Source organism: Pseudomonas sp. T8 (assembly GCF_024610635.1).
Lineage (GTDB): Bacteria > Pseudomonadota > Gammaproteobacteria > Pseudomonadales > Pseudomonadaceae > Aquipseudomonas > Aquipseudomonas chlororaphis_I.
Window position 1 is genome coordinate 3,902,341 of the sequence record NZ_CP102374.1, and the last position, 16,148, is coordinate 3,918,488.

General features: G+C 59.4%; 16 protein-coding genes and 1 tRNA gene. 9 read left to right on the plus strand and 8 right to left on the minus strand.

Annotated features, from left to right (window positions below; all coding sequences use genetic code 11):
* The first annotated feature begins 30 nt into the window (after positions 1-30).
* The 8 genes from NRG23_RS17505 to NRG23_RS17540 all read left to right on the plus strand — a co-directional run bounded on the left by NRG23_RS17505 (position 31) and on the right by NRG23_RS17540 (position 7,388).
* Positions 31-106: transfer RNA gene (locus NRG23_RS17505), tRNA-Thr, on the plus strand.
* A gap of 329 nt (positions 107-435) precedes the next feature.
* Positions 436-1,419 carry an AraC family transcriptional regulator gene (locus NRG23_RS17510; protein ID WP_009046506.1) on the plus strand — a complete coding sequence of 328 codons (984 nt, stop codon included), beginning with the start codon at positions 436-438 and terminating at the stop codon, positions 1,417-1,419.
* 316 nt (positions 1,420-1,735) lie between these two features.
* Entirely contained in the window at positions 1,736-2,770 is a 1,035-nt protein-coding gene (locus tag NRG23_RS17515) for a DUF1254 domain-containing protein (RefSeq protein ID WP_124301050.1), read from the plus strand.
* Between the two features lie 146 nt (positions 2,771-2,916).
* Positions 2,917-3,768, plus strand: a complete 852-nt coding sequence (locus NRG23_RS17520; protein ID WP_009046504.1) for a MipA/OmpV family protein — start codon at positions 2,917-2,919, stop codon at positions 3,766-3,768.
* Between the two features lie 43 nt (positions 3,769-3,811).
* Positions 3,812-4,639, plus strand: coding sequence for a phosphatase PAP2 family protein (locus NRG23_RS17525; RefSeq protein WP_009046503.1), 828 nt, complete (start codon positions 3,812-3,814; stop codon positions 4,637-4,639).
* A 13-nt stretch (positions 4,640-4,652) separates the two neighbouring features.
* The gene (locus tag NRG23_RS17530) at positions 4,653-5,447 is read left to right on the plus strand and encodes a hypothetical protein (protein WP_124339481.1); all 795 of its coding nucleotides are present in this window, start codon (positions 4,653-4,655) and stop codon (positions 5,445-5,447) included.
* Between the two features lie 403 nt (positions 5,448-5,850).
* Positions 5,851-6,450 carry an NAD(P)H:quinone oxidoreductase gene (gene wrbA, locus NRG23_RS17535; RefSeq protein WP_009046501.1) on the plus strand — a complete coding sequence of 200 codons (600 nt, stop codon included), beginning with the start codon at positions 5,851-5,853 and terminating at the stop codon, positions 6,448-6,450.
* 383 nt (positions 6,451-6,833) lie between these two features.
* The gene (locus NRG23_RS17540) at positions 6,834-7,388 is read left to right on the plus strand and encodes an NAD/FAD-utilizing enzyme apparently involved in cell division (protein WP_081362947.1); all 555 of its coding nucleotides are present in this window, start codon (positions 6,834-6,836) and stop codon (positions 7,386-7,388) included.
* A 31-nt stretch (positions 7,389-7,419) separates the two neighbouring features.
* On the opposite strand, the gene NRG23_RS17545 is transcribed toward NRG23_RS17540, so the two are convergent.
* Genes NRG23_RS17545 through NRG23_RS17565 form a run of 5 tightly spaced genes read right to left on the minus strand, consistent with a single transcriptional unit; the run spans position 7,420 to position 12,442 of the window.
* Positions 7,420-7,737 (minus strand): cytochrome C oxidase subunit IV family protein, encoded by a 318-nt coding sequence (locus tag NRG23_RS17545; RefSeq protein ID WP_016702591.1) that lies wholly within the window; start codon positions 7,735-7,737, stop codon positions 7,420-7,422.
* A 21-nt stretch (positions 7,738-7,758) separates the two neighbouring features.
* Positions 7,759-8,469, minus strand: coding sequence for a heme-copper oxidase subunit III family protein (locus tag NRG23_RS17550; protein WP_029526346.1), 711 nt, complete (start codon positions 8,467-8,469; stop codon positions 7,759-7,761).
* A gap of 4 nt (positions 8,470-8,473) precedes the next feature.
* Positions 8,474-9,163, minus strand: a complete 690-nt coding sequence (locus tag NRG23_RS17555; RefSeq protein ID WP_257371472.1) for a cytochrome c oxidase subunit 3 — start codon at positions 9,161-9,163, stop codon at positions 8,474-8,476.
* Positions 9,160-10,935: a cytochrome c oxidase subunit I gene (gene ctaD / locus NRG23_RS17560; RefSeq protein ID WP_016702588.1), complete on the minus strand. Its 1,776-nt coding sequence runs from the start codon at positions 10,933-10,935 to the stop codon at positions 9,160-9,162. Before ctaD ends, NRG23_RS17555 begins: the two co-directional genes overlap by 4 nt.
* A gap of 40 nt (positions 10,936-10,975) precedes the next feature.
* The gene (locus NRG23_RS17565; RefSeq protein WP_150084979.1) at positions 10,976-12,442 is read right to left on the minus strand and encodes a cytochrome c oxidase subunit II; all 1,467 of its coding nucleotides are present in this window, start codon (positions 12,440-12,442) and stop codon (positions 10,976-10,978) included.
* 308 nt (positions 12,443-12,750) lie between these two features.
* Here NRG23_RS17565 and NRG23_RS17570 point away from each other — a divergent pair, with 308 nt between their 5' ends.
* Entirely contained in the window at positions 12,751-13,140 is a 390-nt protein-coding gene (locus NRG23_RS17570; RefSeq protein WP_038582947.1) for a cytochrome c family protein, read from the plus strand.
* 183 nt (positions 13,141-13,323) lie between these two features.
* On the opposite strand, the gene NRG23_RS17575 is transcribed toward NRG23_RS17570, so the two are convergent.
* From NRG23_RS17575 to NRG23_RS17585, 3 genes are all read right to left on the minus strand, one after another.
* Entirely contained in the window at positions 13,324-14,628 is a 1,305-nt protein-coding gene (locus NRG23_RS17575) for an OprD family porin (protein WP_016702585.1), read from the minus strand.
* 236 nt (positions 14,629-14,864) lie between these two features.
* A complete protein-coding gene (locus tag NRG23_RS17580) occupies positions 14,865-15,260 on the minus strand; it encodes a nuclear transport factor 2 family protein (protein ID WP_009046492.1) in 396 nt (131 codons plus the stop codon).
* Between the two features lie 27 nt (positions 15,261-15,287).
* Positions 15,288-15,983, minus strand: coding sequence for a DsbA family protein (locus NRG23_RS17585; protein ID WP_257371473.1), 696 nt, complete (start codon positions 15,981-15,983; stop codon positions 15,288-15,290).
* Positions 15,984-16,148: the final 165 nt, after the last annotated feature.

Genomic DNA, 16,148 nt, shown 5'->3' on the forward strand with positions numbered 1-16,148 from the left:
TGCCAATCGCTATAATCGTCGCCCTGACACGCCGGTATAGCTCAGTTGGTAGAGCAACTGACTTGTAATCAGTAGGTCCCGGGTTCGACTCCTGGTGCCGGCACCATACAAGGTTCCAGAGAAGGCTTTCAAAATCTCTGGAACTTCCGAAAAACCCGCCTTCTGGCGGGTTTTTTCGTTTTGGGGTTCTGTCGGGTTACGGCAAAAACCGGGTGGATTGCGGCCGTTTTAGGGCTAAGGCCATTCGATACAAAGGGAGCCCCCTTATGTCGAGCTCCTCGCCGATTCGGCTTGCCGCTCAGCCAAGCCCACCAACTGCGCCTACAAGCTTTCGACGGCGACGACCTCTACCTTGGCAAAAGTTTTGCGCTAGTGTTCCCTGCGGGCTAAGACGGTTTTCACGTGCATTGCCTTTAAAAACAGGTGCGAACGCTTATGACGAATGCTACGCCGTCCATCAAACTCAGCACTCTTCGGCACATAGCCCCCTATCTGAGCATGCGAGGGGTGTCGCCGCTGGAGTTCTTTCGGCGTTACGGTATTTCCCCTCATGTTTTTCAAAACCCTGATGCCTGGGTACCGCGAGCGGCCTGCTTTCATATAGCCAATGAAATGGCAGCTATCGCACAGGACCCCTTCGGCGGCGCATGTGTGGGACACCTGATCGAAGTACGCTCTCTCGGTGCCTGGGGCGAGTTGATATTGGACTCAACCAACCTCGCTCAGGCTTGTGCAGTGGCGTCGATCTATACGGACTTACTGCATCAAGGAGGAGAAGTAAAAATCGTCACCGAAGGCCGTACGACAAAACTGATCCAGCAATTTACCGGACAGCATGGGGCTGATCCGAAGCAAGTCATTCTCGGCACTCTTGCGCTGCTTAGAAAAGTACCGCTCATGTCCGGCGAGCCTGGCGCCATACGCGTGCATCTGCAAAACCCAAGGGAAAGAGGAGACGAGGCGCTCGAAGAATACCTGGGGCCGAATCTCGAAATGAACGCGCAGTACAACATGATCGAATTCGACCGTGAGCTGCTAGGCACTCCCCTGCAAGCTGTTCGGGATGACGCCTGGAAAGTCACCGAAGCCTTGAGGTCGACCGCGGAAGCGGCAGGCGTGCTTATCGAGCAGATATCGGACCAGGATCAATCCAAACTTACCGCTATTTCCAGAAACATCGGACTGTCTTCTCGAACGCTGCAACGTCGTCTCAAATACTGCGGCATCGACTTCGAAGATTTACGCGACGAGACGCGTCGCAGCGAAGCCCTTCAGCTCATTGCCAGCGGTAAATACACTGCGACCGAGATTGCCTACATGGTGGGTTACAGCGATCAAGCGCACTTTACTCGAGCCTTCAAACGCTGGACTGGGAGTTCACCGTCGCGCTACCGCTCGGCCTTGAAACTTGATTATTAAAATTCAAGACAGCGTCTTCGCCTAACCACTTCCCCCCTCCCGCCGGACCATCTAATAGAGACCTGCGAAGCCTGCAACTACCGGGATATGGCTTGTCGTCCTGATCCCTGCAGCCATTTCTGTGCGAACTCCGCCAACAGGCGATGCGTAATGGCTTCGCCTTTTGGCACCAAATGGCAAGTTTCCATCAAGACGTTCTTATACAGTCTGAAAAGGTAATGCCAACACCAGCGAGCGGTGCAGCAAGCAATCCAGGCACAAGCAAAAGTCTGAAGCTGGTGAATGGAATCACTTCTTATAAGATCAAGAGGTTTAAATGCCCTACTCATTCACGGCCGGCATCGTCGCCCTGACGCTGGCAACTTTTGCGAGTGCAAACACTCAGTCATCCTCTGATGGGGCGACGCTGGTGGGTGTCGATAATTTTATCCGTGCCGAGTCCGACCTCTACATGGGTAAAAGGGTGGCCAGTGGAGGTTTTGGTCGGTTTGTCCATAGCCGCGAACCGGTTCCCATCGACGCTCAGGATGTCATTCGAATGAATCGGGACACGCTTTACTCGTCAGCTGTGTTCGATCTCGATGCCGGTCCAGTCACGATCACATTGCCTGAGGCCGGCGAGCGGTTCATGTCGATGCAAGTGGTCAACGAAGATCACTACGTAAGCGCCGTCGTTTACGGTGCCGGCCGCCATACGCTGACGAAAGAGGATATCGGCACACGATATATTTTTGTCGCTGTCCGCATGTTCTTCGATCCCACAGATCGAGAAGACCTTGAGCAGGTGCATGGACTGCAGGACGCAATCAAGGTCAGCCAGGCCAAGCCGGGGGCATTCGCAGTACCGAAGTGGGATCAGGCGAGCCAGAAAAAGATGCGTGATGCCCTGGCGGTTCTTGGTTCGACGATTCCCAACTACAACCAGTCCTTTGGCCCTAAAGGTGGGGTCGATCCGATCCACCACCTGATCGGAACTGCGACGGGGTGGGGCGGAAACCCGAGCAAGGACGCAATCTACCTCGGCGGTGTGATACCGCAGAACGATGGGAAAACCGTTTACCGTCTCAAAGTTGGACATGTCCCGGTCAACAGTTTCTGGTCTGTAAGTGTTTACAACGCAGATGGATACTTTCAAAAAAACCCATATGACGCCTATTCGTTGAATAACCTCACGGCCAAAAAAAGTGATGATGGTTCGATTGTCATTCAGTTCGGTAGTTGCGACGGAAAGATAGCTAATTGCCTGCCTACCATGCCCGGATGGAACTATACGGTCAGGCTTTATCAGCCAAGTAACGAAATACTGAATGGCCAATGGAGTTTTCCACAGCCGCAGCCCGTCGCTCTATAAGTTTAATTATTCGAATAGTGGCTGGTTCGTCAGATTAATGGGCTGACACCTCAGTAGAGTTAAACGCAAAGGTCACCAAGTTTGATATGGCTTATCAAGCCAGGGATGGCTCTGCACTACAGAGTTCACACCAAAGGAAATAAACAATGACGACCAAAGATAATCCAAATTCTTTCAGACATCCGGTGATGTTCATCATAGGTGCGGCACTCGCATTGACGCTGGCATTGCCTGCACACGCAGCCCTCGACGATTCAAACGGCACGCCATCCGTGACGGTAGGCGGCGGAATTGCCGTTGGCCCTTTGTATGAAGGCTCTTCACATTACGCCGCGTTCCCGTCCCTGAAGCTGAAAGCGGTCTTGCCTACCGAAGACTGGGGCACCTTTACCGCAGCCTTCCCGGAGGGGCTGCGTTGGGACTTGCCGGGGCTGGCGCCTTTCGGGGTGGCCCTGCTGATCGGTTATGACCAGGGGCGCAAGGAAAGAATTCATACCCTGGACGGTCGTGATGACTACTTGAAGGGAATGGGCAACCTGGACAGCACTGCCCTGGTCGGGGCGGAAGTGTACTGGATCCTGCCGAACGGCCGCCTGTTCGTTCGCGGTCTGCAATCGAGCCAGAACCGTAACTACGGTGGCGAAAGCCTGGGGCGCACGGCGTACCTGGAGGCCGGGGTCGCCACTGCATACCCACTGTCTTCGACCTTGACCCTGGACTCGACGCTGTACGGCACCTGGAGCAACGAGAACGACATGATGGCCCGCTTCGGCGTCACGGCCCAGCAAGCCGCACGCACCCGGTTCGATGAGTACCACCCGGGTGGCGGAATGCGGGACGTGACCTTGAAGCTGGGCCTGACCTGGCAATGGCAGCCACAGCTGGCACTGGAAGGTGGCATCAAGACCTATGCCCTGGTCTCCGACGCCCGCGACAGCCCGCTGACGGGTGAGAAGGTCGGAGCAGGTGCCTACCTGAATGCCTTGTACCGGTTCTGATCAACCGCCGGGACCGTGTGCGACATAAAGAAGGAAGCAGTCGATGAAAAAAGTACATGAACCCTGGGGGGTGACGCTGTCCCTGGCCGGCTTGCTCTGGTCGGGGCTGGTGCTTGCCGAGGATGCCACCACGACCGTCACGGACCCTCATTTCAAGCTGGCTCCAGGCTATCTCGCCCCGGCCGAATTGCCAGTGCACCTGGCGTTGCTCGGCGCCCCACCCAAGCCTGACTCTGCGGCGCTGGCACGGGACGAGGAAGCACGCCGCGCCGCGCTGGCGCTGCGTGGCTCGGTCCGGGAGAAACTTGCGGCAACGGACGCGGAACTGTCATTCCCGGGCCCGGCGCATACCTTCTCCTGCGCGCTGGGCACCCAGATCAGCGAAAAAGACACGCCTCATCTCTATACGTTGATGCAGCGCACCCTGACGGATGCAGGCGGCTCCACCTACGCCGGGAAGAATGCCTACAACCGTACCCGCCCCTTCGTGGTGCACAACGAAGGCACGTGCCGCAAGGACATGGAGCCACTGCTGCGCACGGATGGTTCCTGGCCGTCCGGCCACTCCGCTGCGGGCTGGGCCTGGGGCCTGGTCCTGGCCGAGATCAATCCTGCCCGCGCCACCGAATTGATGACCCGTGGCCTGGCATACGGCCAGAGCCGGGTGATCTGCGACGCACACTGGCAGAGCGACGTGGATGCCGGCCGCATCATGGGGGCCGCCACGGTGGCGAGCCTGCACAGCAATCCGGCGTTCCTGGCGGACCTGGCGGCGGCGAAGGAGGAGGTCAAGGCGGCTCAGAAGGCCGGTCTGAAGCCTACACAAGACTGTGGGGCCGAGGATGTGGCGCTCGCGCTGACCCAGCACTGATCGGAGAAACACCATGATGCACAGCGATCACCCCCGTTCATCGTCACGACTCAGGCATGCCCGCCTGGCTCTACTGGTCAGCGCCTTCACGACCGCCGGCTCCAGCCTGCCGATCGTGGCCATGGCAGCAGACGATGACAGTTGGCAGTTCAACGGCGGGCCTTACCTGTGGGGCGCCGGGATCCGTGGACACGTGGGCCACCGTAGCACCGGGACGCAGTTTATAAAGTCCGATTTCTCGGACATCGCGCGCACTGTCGATATGTCGGTGATGCTGATGGGCGAGGCGCGGCGCGGCCCCTACAGCGTGCTCGCCGACCTGATGTACATCGACACCGATACCCGCAACCGTCTACCAGCGGGTGCTCCGGCGTCCAAGCTTGAGGTGGAAAGCAAGACGGCTTCCGGATTCCTGGGGGGCGGATATACCGTGTTGGGGGATGACAATCATCGGTTGGACGTCGCGGGCGGCGTGCGCGTCTGGTACAGCAGCACCGCCATCACCCTGCATGGTGGACCTGCTGGCGGCCTGTCCGGGTCCGACCAGGCTACCTGGGCGGACGCCATGGTGGGGCTGCGTGGGCACTATGCCGTGAATGACCGATTCTGGTTGTCATCCTGGGGCATGGTGGGTGCCGGGCAGTCCCGGGAAGACTGGGATCTGGCCGCACTGGCGGGCTGGGAGTTCTTGCCCGGCTTTTCCGCGGTGGCCGGTTACCGGGCCATGGGGGTGAATTATCGCCATGACGGTTTTGTCTACGACATTGTCCAGAAGGGGCCACTGTTGGGTATCAGTGGGCGATTCTGAGTCTTTCATAGAGCCTTGCCCGACATCCCTCCTCGCTTTCAAATTCCCTTCAGTACTACGCCGCTCTCCAAGCCCCTATCAAGGGGGCTATCAGTTATTTAATCCAAATATATTCCTTATATATTTCAATCAATTAAAAACGCACTCCTGCCGCAGAAAGTAAAAACATTCATGACCTGTTCATAAAAGAACAGTCGCCCCCATCAGTCATCGTTGTTTTACAACGATCAATTTTCTCGAACATCCCGTTCGATATTTTCTCATATTCACAGAAGCCAATTAGATCGATCATGCGCCACGACTCACGCAGATGCAGGGTGAAACGGTGGGATGGATAACTAATCTGATCGCCTATTTAACAGGCAGTCAGTCAGCTCAAAACACACCTCAAGAGGAAGTACGCATGGCTAAGGTATTGGTTCTTTATCATTCGATGTACGGTCATATCGAAACAATGGCCCAGAGCGTGTCGGAAGGTGCCCGGAGCGTTCCCGGAGTCGAGGTCACTCTCAAACGCGTACCCGAAACCATGGACCCGGAAGCCTTCAAGGCTGCCCATGGGAAAGTGGATCAGAGCGCTCCGGTGGCCACACCAGGCGAGCTGGGCGACTACGACGCAATCATCCTGGGTACCCCGACCCGCTTCGGCAATATGTCGGGCCAGATGCGCAACTTCCTCGACCAGACCGGCGGGCTGTGGGCCAAGGGCGGGCTGGTTGGCAAGCTCGCCAGTGTATTCACCTCGACAGGTACGGGTGGTGGCCAGGAAATGACCATTGCCTCCACGTGGACCACCCTGGCTCACCACGGCATGATCATTGTGCCCATCGGTTATAGCTCGCCAGCCTTGTTCGACACTTCCAGTGTCGGCGGTGGCACGCCTTATGGCGCATCCACCATTGCCGGTGGTGACGGCTCTCGCCAGCCTGATGCTCGTGAATTGGACATCGCCCGTCACCAGGGCCAGTACGTGGCACAACTGGCGGTCAAACTGAGCAAGTAACAAATCGCCAGGTGAGCGCTGAGGCAGACACTGCATAAGCAGTGTCTGGCTGCGACTCCCGGCGTGGCACCCTACAAAACAAAGCCCTCGCAACGATGCGAGGGCTTTGTTGTTTCTGGGCTAATGTCCCTGCCTCCCGAGACAGCGGGCACCGACTGCTAATACCCACTTCGCCTGCCATCGAACAGAAGGACTCCCCCTCGGATTGCCCTATGTGCCCGCAGCCCCCGGCCGGCAAGGCGTTGCGGAGGGTGGTGCTATACTTTTTTAGCTAGCGACAAGCGTGCGGTGTTATCCAGAGCGACACGAAAACGATCTGGAATTTCAGATAACGACTGCAGAAAAAATGGGGGCCTCTGCGACGATGAAGTAGGAGGTGACTCATGAACCGACACTTTTACATCAGCGATAATCTCGACGAGCTGGAAACCGTTGAAAGCGAACTGGAAGCCAGCGGTATCAGCACCGAGCAGATTCATGTGCTCAGCGACCGGGATGCGGATGTGGAGCAGCATCACCTGCATGATGTGAACTCACTCATGAAGCAGGATGTCGTTCACTCCGGCGAGATTGGCGCGGTCATTGGCATACCGCTCGCGGCATTGGTACTGCTCGGTGCCTATCTGGCAGGTTGGACCGAGTCCGCGGCAGGCTGGGTGCCGTTCATCTTCCTGGCGATCGTGATCCTAGGCTTCTGTATCTGGGAAGGTGGCTTCTTCGGTATCCAGGTGCCCAATGCCCACTTCAGCAATTTGAAAAAGACGGTAAGGGACGGCGAGCACATCTTCTTCGTGGATGTGGAACCCGCTCAGGAAGCAGTCCTGGATCGGGTCATCAGCCATCACCCACAGCTACAGATCGCCGGAACCGGCGCAGCAGCCCCTCACTGGATAGTGGCCTGGCTGCAGAAGTGGCATCAGTTCAAGCGAACGATATAGAACGCCGTTGAACGCCGGAGGCGGAAGCCGGTCATTGCCCGAGGAAAATCCCCCGGGTGGAAAACACGTAGTCCGCCTCGGCTGCCATCAGGCCCACCAGCACCAGCAGGCACAAAGGCGGGACGAGTATGGCGTAGACCATCGCCAGGCGTTCCCACGCCATGTGCATGAAAATGGAAACGATCAGGCCCGCCTTCAACAGCATGAGCACCAGGATCAGCGACCACCTGAAGTAGCCCTGGAAGTGAAAGTAGTCGACCAGGTAGGACAGGGTACTGAGTACGAACAACAGCCCCCAGATCTTCAGGTACAAGCTCACTGGATGCTGTTGACCTTGTGCATGTGCCATCGCCGGTACTCCTCTGCGGGCTCACCATAAGTAGAAGAAAGCGAAGATAAATACCCACACCAGGTCCACGAAGTGCCAGTACAGCCCGGCGATCTCGACGATCTGATAGTTGCCGGAGCGCTCGTAGTCACCGCGCAATACCTTGAAGGCGACGATGCACAGGTAAATGACGCCGATCGATACATGCAGCCCGTGGAAACCGGTGATCATGAAAAAGCTGGCACCGAATTGCGCGGCGCCCATGGGGTTCGACCAGGGGCGTACGCCTTCGGCGATAAGCTTGCTCCACTCGAACGCCTGCATGCTGACAAAGGTCGCCCCGAAGGCCGCGGTAGCCAGCATCAGGGCCGCGCATTTGCCGCGTACACGGCGATAGGCGAAGTTCACGGCCATGGCCATGGTGCCGCTGCTGCTGATCAGCACGAAGGTCATGATGGCGATCAGGATCAACGGGATTTCAACGCCACCGATGGTCAGGGCGAACACTTCGCTGGGGTTCGGCCAGGGGGCGGTGGCACTCATGCGCACCGACATGTAGCCGGTCAGGAAGCAGGTGAAGATGAAGGTGTCGCTGAGCAGGAAGATCCACATCATCGCCTTGCCCCAGGGCACCCGCTTGAACACATCCTGATCCGAGGCCCAGTCGGTGGCGATGCTCTTCCACCCCGCTACCAGCGTATCGGGTGGGGGCGGGACGGGATCTTCCGGAGGGGTTGCTGAGGGCAATGCCATGGCTTCACCTCAGGCCGCAGAACGCGGCGATGGCTTGATAGGTTTCCGGCGTGCTGGTCAGCAGGAAGAAGAGGACGATCCAGAGCCCCAGCAGGTAATGCCAATAGATCGCGCAGAGCTCCACGCTGGAGGCCAGTTGCGACAGCGCAACCCGTCGCAGGAACCGGGCGCCGACGGTGCCCCAGGCCACCAGGCCTCCCAGCAGATGCAGCCCGTGCACGCCGGTCAGCAGATAGAAAAAGCTGTTGGCCGGATTAGCGGAGACGAAATAACCCCAGTCGACGAACTGCTTCCAGACCCAGAGTTGCCCCCCGATAAAGGCGATCGCAAAGACGCCGCCCAGGGTGAAGCCGAGGCGGGTCCCGCTCAACCCGCCCCGCCGGGCGGCCAGTCGCGCCCACTGCAGGCTGATACTGCCCAGCACCAGCAGGATCGTGTTCAGCCAGAGTTGCCGGGCACTGGCCAGCGGCGCCAACGGGTCGGTCAGCGGCTGCCAGTCGACCATTTGCGAACGCGCGATAAAGGCCAGCAGGAACAGCAGGAACAACGAGGTCACCGCCCCCAGGAACACGCGCAGGCCCACTTTTGCGGCTTTCGCCCTATCGAAGCCTGGCACCCGAGAGCTGCCTGGGGGCTGGCTCCAACGGCCTCCGGCGCCGGCGCTGTCGGTGTTTTTCAATAGCGGCCCGTTCATGGTCTTTCGCTCGCGGCCCTGGCTTCCACACAGCGCTGCCTCATCTGCTCCAGCTCCTGGGCAGAGACCGTCTGCGGCACGAAGTCCTGCTCTATCCCGGGCACGCTGTAGTCATAGGCCCAACGGTGCACCACCGGCAGCTCCGGCCCCCAGTTGCCATGGACGGGCGGGGTGTCCGGCGTCTGCCACTCCAGGCTGGCCGCCCCCCATGGGTTCGGGCCTGCCGGCTTGCCTTTGAAGGCACTCCAGGCCAGGTTGAAGAGGAACAGCAGCTGGCATACCCCGACCGTCAGCGCGACAACGGTGATGAACGCATTCAGTTGCTGCGCCGATTGCGGGATGAAGTCGTAGTTCTGCCAGGCGTAATAGCGCCGGGGCATGCCCAGCAGCCCCAGGTAGTGCATGGGGAAGTAGATGCAGTAGGTCCCCAGGAAGGTTATCCAGAAATGCAGCTTGCCCAGGGTGTCGTTCATCAGGCGCCCGGTGATCTTCGGAAACCAGTGATAGATGGCGCCAAATATCACCAGGATCGGCGCCACCCCCATGACCATATGGAAGTGGGCCACCACGAAGTAGGTGTCCGACAGCGGGATATCCACAATCACGTTGCCGAGAAACAAGCCGGTAAGACCACCGACCAGGAAGGTGACGATAAAGGCCAGGGCGAACAGCATCGGCACCGTCAGGTGGATGTCGCCATGCCACAGGGTCAGCACCCAGTTGTAGACTTTCAGCGCGGTCGGCACGGCGATGATCAAGGTGGTGGCGGCGAAAAAGAAGCCGAAGTACGGGTTCATCCCACTGACGTACATGTGGTGCGCCCAGACCACGAAGCTCAACACGCCGATGGCGACGATGGCCCACACCATCATGCGGTAACCGAAGATGTTCTTGCGCGCATGGGTGCTGATCAGGTCGGAGACCAGGCCGAACGCCGGGAGGGCGACGATGTAGACCTCCGGATGGCCGAAGAACCAGAACAGGTGCTGGAACAGTATCGGGCTGCCGCCCTGGTGCGCGAGCTGCTGCCCCATCGAGATCACCGCCGGCATGAAGAAGCTGGTGCCCAGCAGCTTGTCGAACAGCATCATCACGGCGCTGACGAACAAGGCGGGAAAGGCCAGCAGGGCCAGGATCGAGGCCATGAAGATGCCCCAGACGGAGAGCGGCATGCGAAACAGTGTCATGCCGCGAGTGCGGGCCTGCAGCACCGTGGTCACGTAGTTCAGCCCGCCCATGGTGGCGGCGACGATGAAGATCGCCAGCGACACCAGCATCAACACGATGCCCCATTCGGTTCCCGGGGTGCCCTGGGTGATCGATTGCGGCGGATAGAGTGTCCAGCCCGCCCCGGTGGGCCCGCCCGGGACGAAGAAGCTGGAAAGCAGCACCAGGACCGAGAGCAGGTAGAACCAGAAGCTCAGCATGTTGACGTAGGGGAAGACCATGTCCCGGGCGCCAACCATCAGCGGAATCAGATAGTTGCCGAAGCCGCCCAGGAACAGCGCCGTCAGCAGGTAGATGACCATGATCATGCCGTGCATGGTCATCGCCTGGTAATAGGTGCTGGCATCCATGAACTCGAGGCTGCCGGGAAAGCCGATCTGCATGCGCATCAGGCCGGACAGCACCAGGGCGACGAGCCCCACGGATATCGCCGTCAAGGAATACTGGATAGCGATGACCTTGTGGTCCTGGCTCCAGATATAGCGCGTGAAGAAGCTCTTCGGTTCGTGCAGGACTTCTGTTTCTGCGTGCTCGACATAAGCCATCAGGTCATCCTCCGCTAAGTTTCGGAGCATTTCCGGCTATTTACGGCGACTTGCCCGATTCCACCTTGCCGGCATCCGCGTCGACAGCAGCTTTCGACTTGATGAAGGCGATCAGAGCGTCCAGTTCCTTGTCATTGGGGGTAAAGGTCGGCATCACTGCGGCATAACCCTTGACGATCGCAGCGCCAGGTTGGCGCACGGAATCCTTCAGGTAGCCCTCATCGACCTTGATCTGAGAACCATCGGCCAGGGTTTCCGTCTTGCCGTACAAACCCTGCCAGCTCGGGCCGATACCCTGGCTGCCATCGACACTGTGGCAGGCCAGGCAACCCAGCGATTCGGCCAGCCGTTGTCCCTGCGCCGCCAGCTCATCCTGTGCGCCCGCAGGGCCTTGCTCGTTCTGCCCCGCGGCACTCAGCGACTTGATGAAGGCCACCACGGCGGCCAGGTCATCCTGGGTGAAAGTATAGGCCACCATGACCGGCGGGAATCCCTGGACCAGCCTGGCCTGCGGCTTAAGAATCGACTCCTTGAGGTAGGCCTCGTCGACCTGGACGCTGCTGCCATCGGCCAGCGGTTCCGAGCGGCCGTACAGGTCCTTCCAGCCCGGGCCCAGGCTGGTGCTGCCGTCCTGGCTATGGCAGGCGCGGCAGCCATGGCTTTCCACCAGTTGGCGACCTTTTTCCAGCAGGCTGTCCCGGCTTGGCGTGGCGACGCTCGTCAGCGTCTGGGCAAAGGTCGGCTGGCTGGCGAACCATTGGTCGAAAGCGCCCTGCTCCTCGACAATCAGATGGCCGCGCATATTGAAATGCCCCAGGCCACAGTACTCGGCGCACAGCACTTCAAACTTGCCGAGCCGGGTCGGGGTAAACCAGAAGTGGGACACCATGCCCGGCACCATATCCATCTTTGCGCGCATCTGCGGAACATAGAAATCGTGCAGAACATCCTTTGCCCGCAGCAGGACTTTTACCGGCCGATCGATGGGCAGGCGCACTTCATTGTTCATGACCAGCACATCGTCCTGCCCCGCAGGGTCATTGCGATCAAGACCGAAAGGATTGCCGGGATCGATCCATTTGACATCCGCCTTGCCGAGTTTTCCGTCCTGTCCGGGAAAGCGAAAAGCCCACTGCCACTGCTGGGCAACCACTTCGAGCTGGGTAGCCTCTTGCGGCACCTGGACGAAATCGTTGTAGACCACAAGGCCAGGCGCCAGCATGCCGATGATGCCCAGCGAGGTGAGGATGACCAGCCACCCTTCCAGCTTCTTGCTTTCCGGCTGGTAGTGCGCCCGGACACCTTCCCGATGACGGAAGCGAATCACGGCGATGGCCATGAATACCGTGATGGCGATGAAAAAGATGCCGGTGATGACCAGGGTGATCAGCAGCGTGGTGTCTATCGACCCCCAGTTGGAGGCCGCCGGCGTCATCTGCCAGGGAGCAAGCAGGTGAAACAGCACTGAAGCGACAACGACTAGAACCAAGATGATTGCTATCGCCATTTTCTCGTCATCCCGTGCCGGTTGTTCTGTGGCCGTGCAAACGCAACGTCGCCCAACCGCAGCGCCACACCGATGCCTAACCCTCCTCCCAAGCCTGCTGGAACATTGCCTCTATCCCCGGGGCAAATCTTCTGAAAAGTATAGTGCGCCCCAACGGACGTGCGGCGCCGGGTCCCTACGCGACACCGAGCCAGGGAGCTGTGGCACCACCACGTCCCTTTCCCCTGATGGCCATCCCCAACACCCGCCAACCATGCTCAAATAGCCCCCCGCTTTTGCCACAAGCCACACCCGATCCGGAGCCGAACATGAAAAGAACCGCCGCCCTGACCTTGACCCTGATGCTCAGCCTGCTGTCGCTCCACGCCCAGGCAGAAGCAGTGGGCGATGCCGAGGCCGGTGGCAAGCTGTTCAAGCGCATTTGCGGCGGCTGCCACAATATCGGGCCTTCGGTGCGCAGCTCTTTCGGGCCGCAGCTCAATGGCATTTTCGGGCGCACGGCGGGGAGCGTGGCGGACTATCAGTACTCCGATGCGATGAAGTCGTCCGGCATCGTCTGGACCCGCGACAAGCTGGTGGCCTACCTGGAAGATCCGAAGGCGGTGGTGCCTGGTACGCGGATGATTTTCTGGGGGCTGAGCGATCAGGAGAAGATCGATAATCTGCTGGCTTATCTGCAGAGCTTTCAGGCGCAATAACCCGTCGATTGGTGATCAACTCGGACTGAGCAACAACCGCTTCGCGCCCGATCGCAGCCTGGCGGCAGCGGCTACAGGGAGCCGCGGTGCTATTCAGGACGGGGTAACACCCACAAAAAAGCCCCGAACCAGTCGGGGCTTTTTCTATTGCTGGCCTGGTATCAGGCCGCGATCAGGCATTCATCAGAACACGTTGATCGGGTAGTCGACGAACACACGCAGTTCGTTACCGCTGTCGTTGTAGCCGGCGGATTTCTGCGATACGCGCAGGATCGAGCTACGAACCTTGACACTCAGGTCCTTGGCCGGGCCGCTCTGGACCACGTACTTGAACTGGTTGAAAATTTCGCGCTCGGTGCCGCCAGTGGTGGTGTGGCCCTCGCTGTTGGTGGAGGTGATGTTGTCACCACGCACGTAAGCCAGGTTGTAGGTCAGGCCCGGTACGCCAAAGGCGCCGAAGTCCAGACCGTAGCCCAGCTGCCAGCTGCGCTCGTCTTCAGCGTTGAAGTCGGACCAGTAGGAGTTGGCCAGGTAGATGGTGTTGCCGCCATCGCCCACGCGGTGCTGCTCTTTCTGGTAGCCGCCGTAGGCGTAGCCCAGGTTGCTGTCGCCGGTGCTGCGCTGGTGCGCCAGGGTGAAGGAGTGCGGGCCGGTGGCGTAGGTGGCTGCCAGGCTCCAGATCTTGTTGTCCTGGCCGCCTGCTTCTTTGAACTCGGCGTAGGACTTGTCCAGCTTGGTGCGATAGCCGTTGAAGTCGAAGGTCAGGGACTGATCGGTGGCCAGCGGGAACACGTAGTTCAGGTTCACGTACTGCTTCTTCAGCACGTCTTCGACGTCGGAAGCGTACAGCGAGCCCTTGAACTGTTCGGTGAACTGGTAGCTGCCGCCCAATACGTTGATCGACTTCAGGCCACCGCTGTCACGGCCTTCGGCGCTTTTACGCGATTCGGCGGTGAAACGACCGGCGTTCAGCTCCAGGCCCTTGATCTCTTTGGAGGTGATCAGGGTACCGGTGTAGCTTTCCGGCAGCAGACGGCCATTGTCGTAGCTCAGCACCGGCAGGGCCGGCATCTGGTCGCCGTAGGTCAGGACGGTGTTGGACAGGCGGAATTTGACCGCGGCGCCGGCCTTGGCCAGGTCGCCTGCCGGGCTCTTGTTGCCGCCTTCGCTTGGCTTGAAGAAGTCGATGCCCTGGCCGCCGCTGTGGCTGCCTTTATCCAGGCGCAGGCCGTACAGGCCGAAGGCGTCGACGCCCACGCCCACGGTGCCTTGGGTGAAGCCCGACGAGAAGGTACCAATGGCCGCTTGACCCCACTCGCGCTGGTCATCGTTACCGTTTTTCTTGTCGCGATTGATGTAGGCGTTGCGCAGCAGGATTTTCAGGCTGCTGTCTTCGACAAAACCCTTGGACTCAGCCTGGTCGTTAGCCATAACTTGAGTACTGCTCAGAATCCCCAGTGCGATCAGACCGATCCGCTTGTTCAACATTTTATTTTCCTTATTACGGGTTGATGACGCGCTGTGGTGCTCCTTGGAAACGGCGCTTAAGCGCTCTTTTTTCAGGCCAGAACAAAAAGACCCGCCCACGAAGAGTCGCGGCGGGCCTTTTATTATTTGAATGTTATGGCCGTTGGCCACAGGCGTTGGCGCGAATCCTATCTGCGCCCCGAACAGTGTGTCAATTTCAAGAATCGTCTGAAAATAGGCGAAAATCGTCTAAGAACTTAACGATCCTTGATGGCCAGTTGCACGGTATGGCTGTCGACGAACTGTTCGAAGTGCGTGACCTTGCCATCCTTGAGGGTCCACAAATGGGCCACGCGGGCATTCAGCGGTTTGCCCGTGGCTTTATAGACGCCGCTGTAATTGCCGTAGGCGAACACCTTGTCGCCCTGGGCCACATAGTTCTCGACGGTGAAGGCAAAGCCTTCCCATTCGGTGGCCAGGCGCTTGAAGACATTCTCCACCACGGCATCAAAACCGATGTAGGTGCCGGCGTAGGGAAAGCCTGCCGCCTCGGTCCAGCGCGCATCGGCGGCCAGGGCGGCGGCGGTGTTTTTCGCGTTCTCCTGGGAGTTGGCGCCTTCGTAGGTGCTTTTGATCAGTGCCAGGTTATCCATGGGTGACTCCGTCAATAAGTGGGTGGTTCAAAGGGCGCAACCGTCCAGGCCACAGGCCTGCAGACTCGGTGAAAGCTCGACCTCAGGCGTACCGAAGGCCTCGCTCAGCCAGTCGGCGAACGCCTGCGGCTTGCCCAGCCAGGGGCTGATATCGATCAGCCTGAACTGACCGTCCTGTTCCAGCACCAGGGTCGGAAAACCCTGGCCACCGACCCGGGCCAACAAGGCGCGGCTGGCCTTGATGTGCTCGTCCAGGCTATTCGCCGCGGAGTATTCGAAGGCTTCCTCGAACTCGCCGCGCTCAAAGCCCAGGCCTTCGGCGAGCTCCAACAGTACGTCGACATCGGCGATGCGTCGCCCTTCGACGTAATGCGCCGTCTGCAAGCGTCCGAGCAATTCCAGGCCGCGCCCGGCGAGCGCCTGCGCCGCCAGGGCCGCGGCGATCGGCGGGGCCGAATCGAAGACCGCCGAATGATCGCGCAGCAACCCTTCGAAGTAGGCCTCGCCGAACGGCTGCCCGGTGTATTCGGCAATGCGCCGGTCATGGGGCATGACGTAGTCGCGCAGTTGCGGCGAAACCTGCTGGCAGTTGCGCCCGGTCATCATGCCGCCGCCATGGGCCACCACCGGCAGCACCGCCTGGGCCGCCTGCACCAGCGGCTTGGCGCCGTAGCACCAGCCGCACAAAGGATCGTAGATGTAATGAAGGGTCGCTGCCGACATGCAAGGCTCCGGGACAAAGGCCGATAAATTCGATGGCGGCAGACTATGCCCGTGGCCCACAGGAAAAAACGCTGGAATGGCTTTTAGTCTGTTTCGGGAATCGGTCGAATCGGCCGTGTATCCACTTCATTTCAATCAAGACACAAATTGAAACAATCCGCCCGG

Coding starts and splice junctions, on each gene's coding strand:
- NRG23_RS17510 (WP_009046506.1), top strand. CDS start 436: ATGACGAATGCTACGCCGTCCATCAAACTCAGCACTCTTCGGCACATA.
- NRG23_RS17570 (WP_038582947.1), top strand. CDS start 12,751: ATGAAAAGAACCGCCGCCCTGACCTTGACCCTGATGCTCAGCCTGCTG.
- NRG23_RS17545 (WP_016702591.1), bottom strand. CDS start 7,737: ATGGCACATGCACAAGGTCAACAGCATCCAGTGAGCTTGTACCTGAAG.
- NRG23_RS17525 (WP_009046503.1), top strand. CDS start 3,812: ATGAAAAAAGTACATGAACCCTGGGGGGTGACGCTGTCCCTGGCCGGC.
- NRG23_RS17555 (WP_257371472.1), bottom strand. CDS start 9,163: ATGAACGGGCCGCTATTGAAAAACACCGACAGCGCCGGCGCCGGAGGC.
- NRG23_RS17580 (WP_009046492.1), bottom strand. CDS start 15,260: ATGGATAACCTGGCACTGATCAAAAGCACCTACGAAGGCGCCAACTCC.
- NRG23_RS17530 (WP_124339481.1), top strand. CDS start 4,653: ATGATGCACAGCGATCACCCCCGTTCATCGTCACGACTCAGGCATGCC.
- ctaD (WP_016702588.1), bottom strand. CDS start 10,935: ATGGCTTATGTCGAGCACGCAGAAACAGAAGTCCTGCACGAACCGAAG.
- NRG23_RS17540 (WP_081362947.1), top strand. CDS start 6,834: ATGAACCGACACTTTTACATCAGCGATAATCTCGACGAGCTGGAAACC.
- wrbA (WP_009046501.1), top strand. CDS start 5,851: ATGGCTAAGGTATTGGTTCTTTATCATTCGATGTACGGTCATATCGAA.
- NRG23_RS17585 (WP_257371473.1), bottom strand. CDS start 15,983: ATGTCGGCAGCGACCCTTCATTACATCTACGATCCTTTGTGCGGCTGG.
- NRG23_RS17520 (WP_009046504.1), top strand. CDS start 2,917: ATGACGACCAAAGATAATCCAAATTCTTTCAGACATCCGGTGATGTTC.
- NRG23_RS17575 (WP_016702585.1), bottom strand. CDS start 14,628: ATGTTGAACAAGCGGATCGGTCTGATCGCACTGGGGATTCTGAGCAGT.
- NRG23_RS17515 (WP_124301050.1), top strand. CDS start 1,736: ATGCCCTACTCATTCACGGCCGGCATCGTCGCCCTGACGCTGGCAACT.
- NRG23_RS17550 (WP_029526346.1), bottom strand. CDS start 8,469: ATGGCATTGCCCTCAGCAACCCCTCCGGAAGATCCCGTCCCGCCCCCA.
- NRG23_RS17565 (WP_150084979.1), bottom strand. CDS start 12,442: ATGGCGATAGCAATCATCTTGGTTCTAGTCGTTGTCGCTTCAGTGCTG.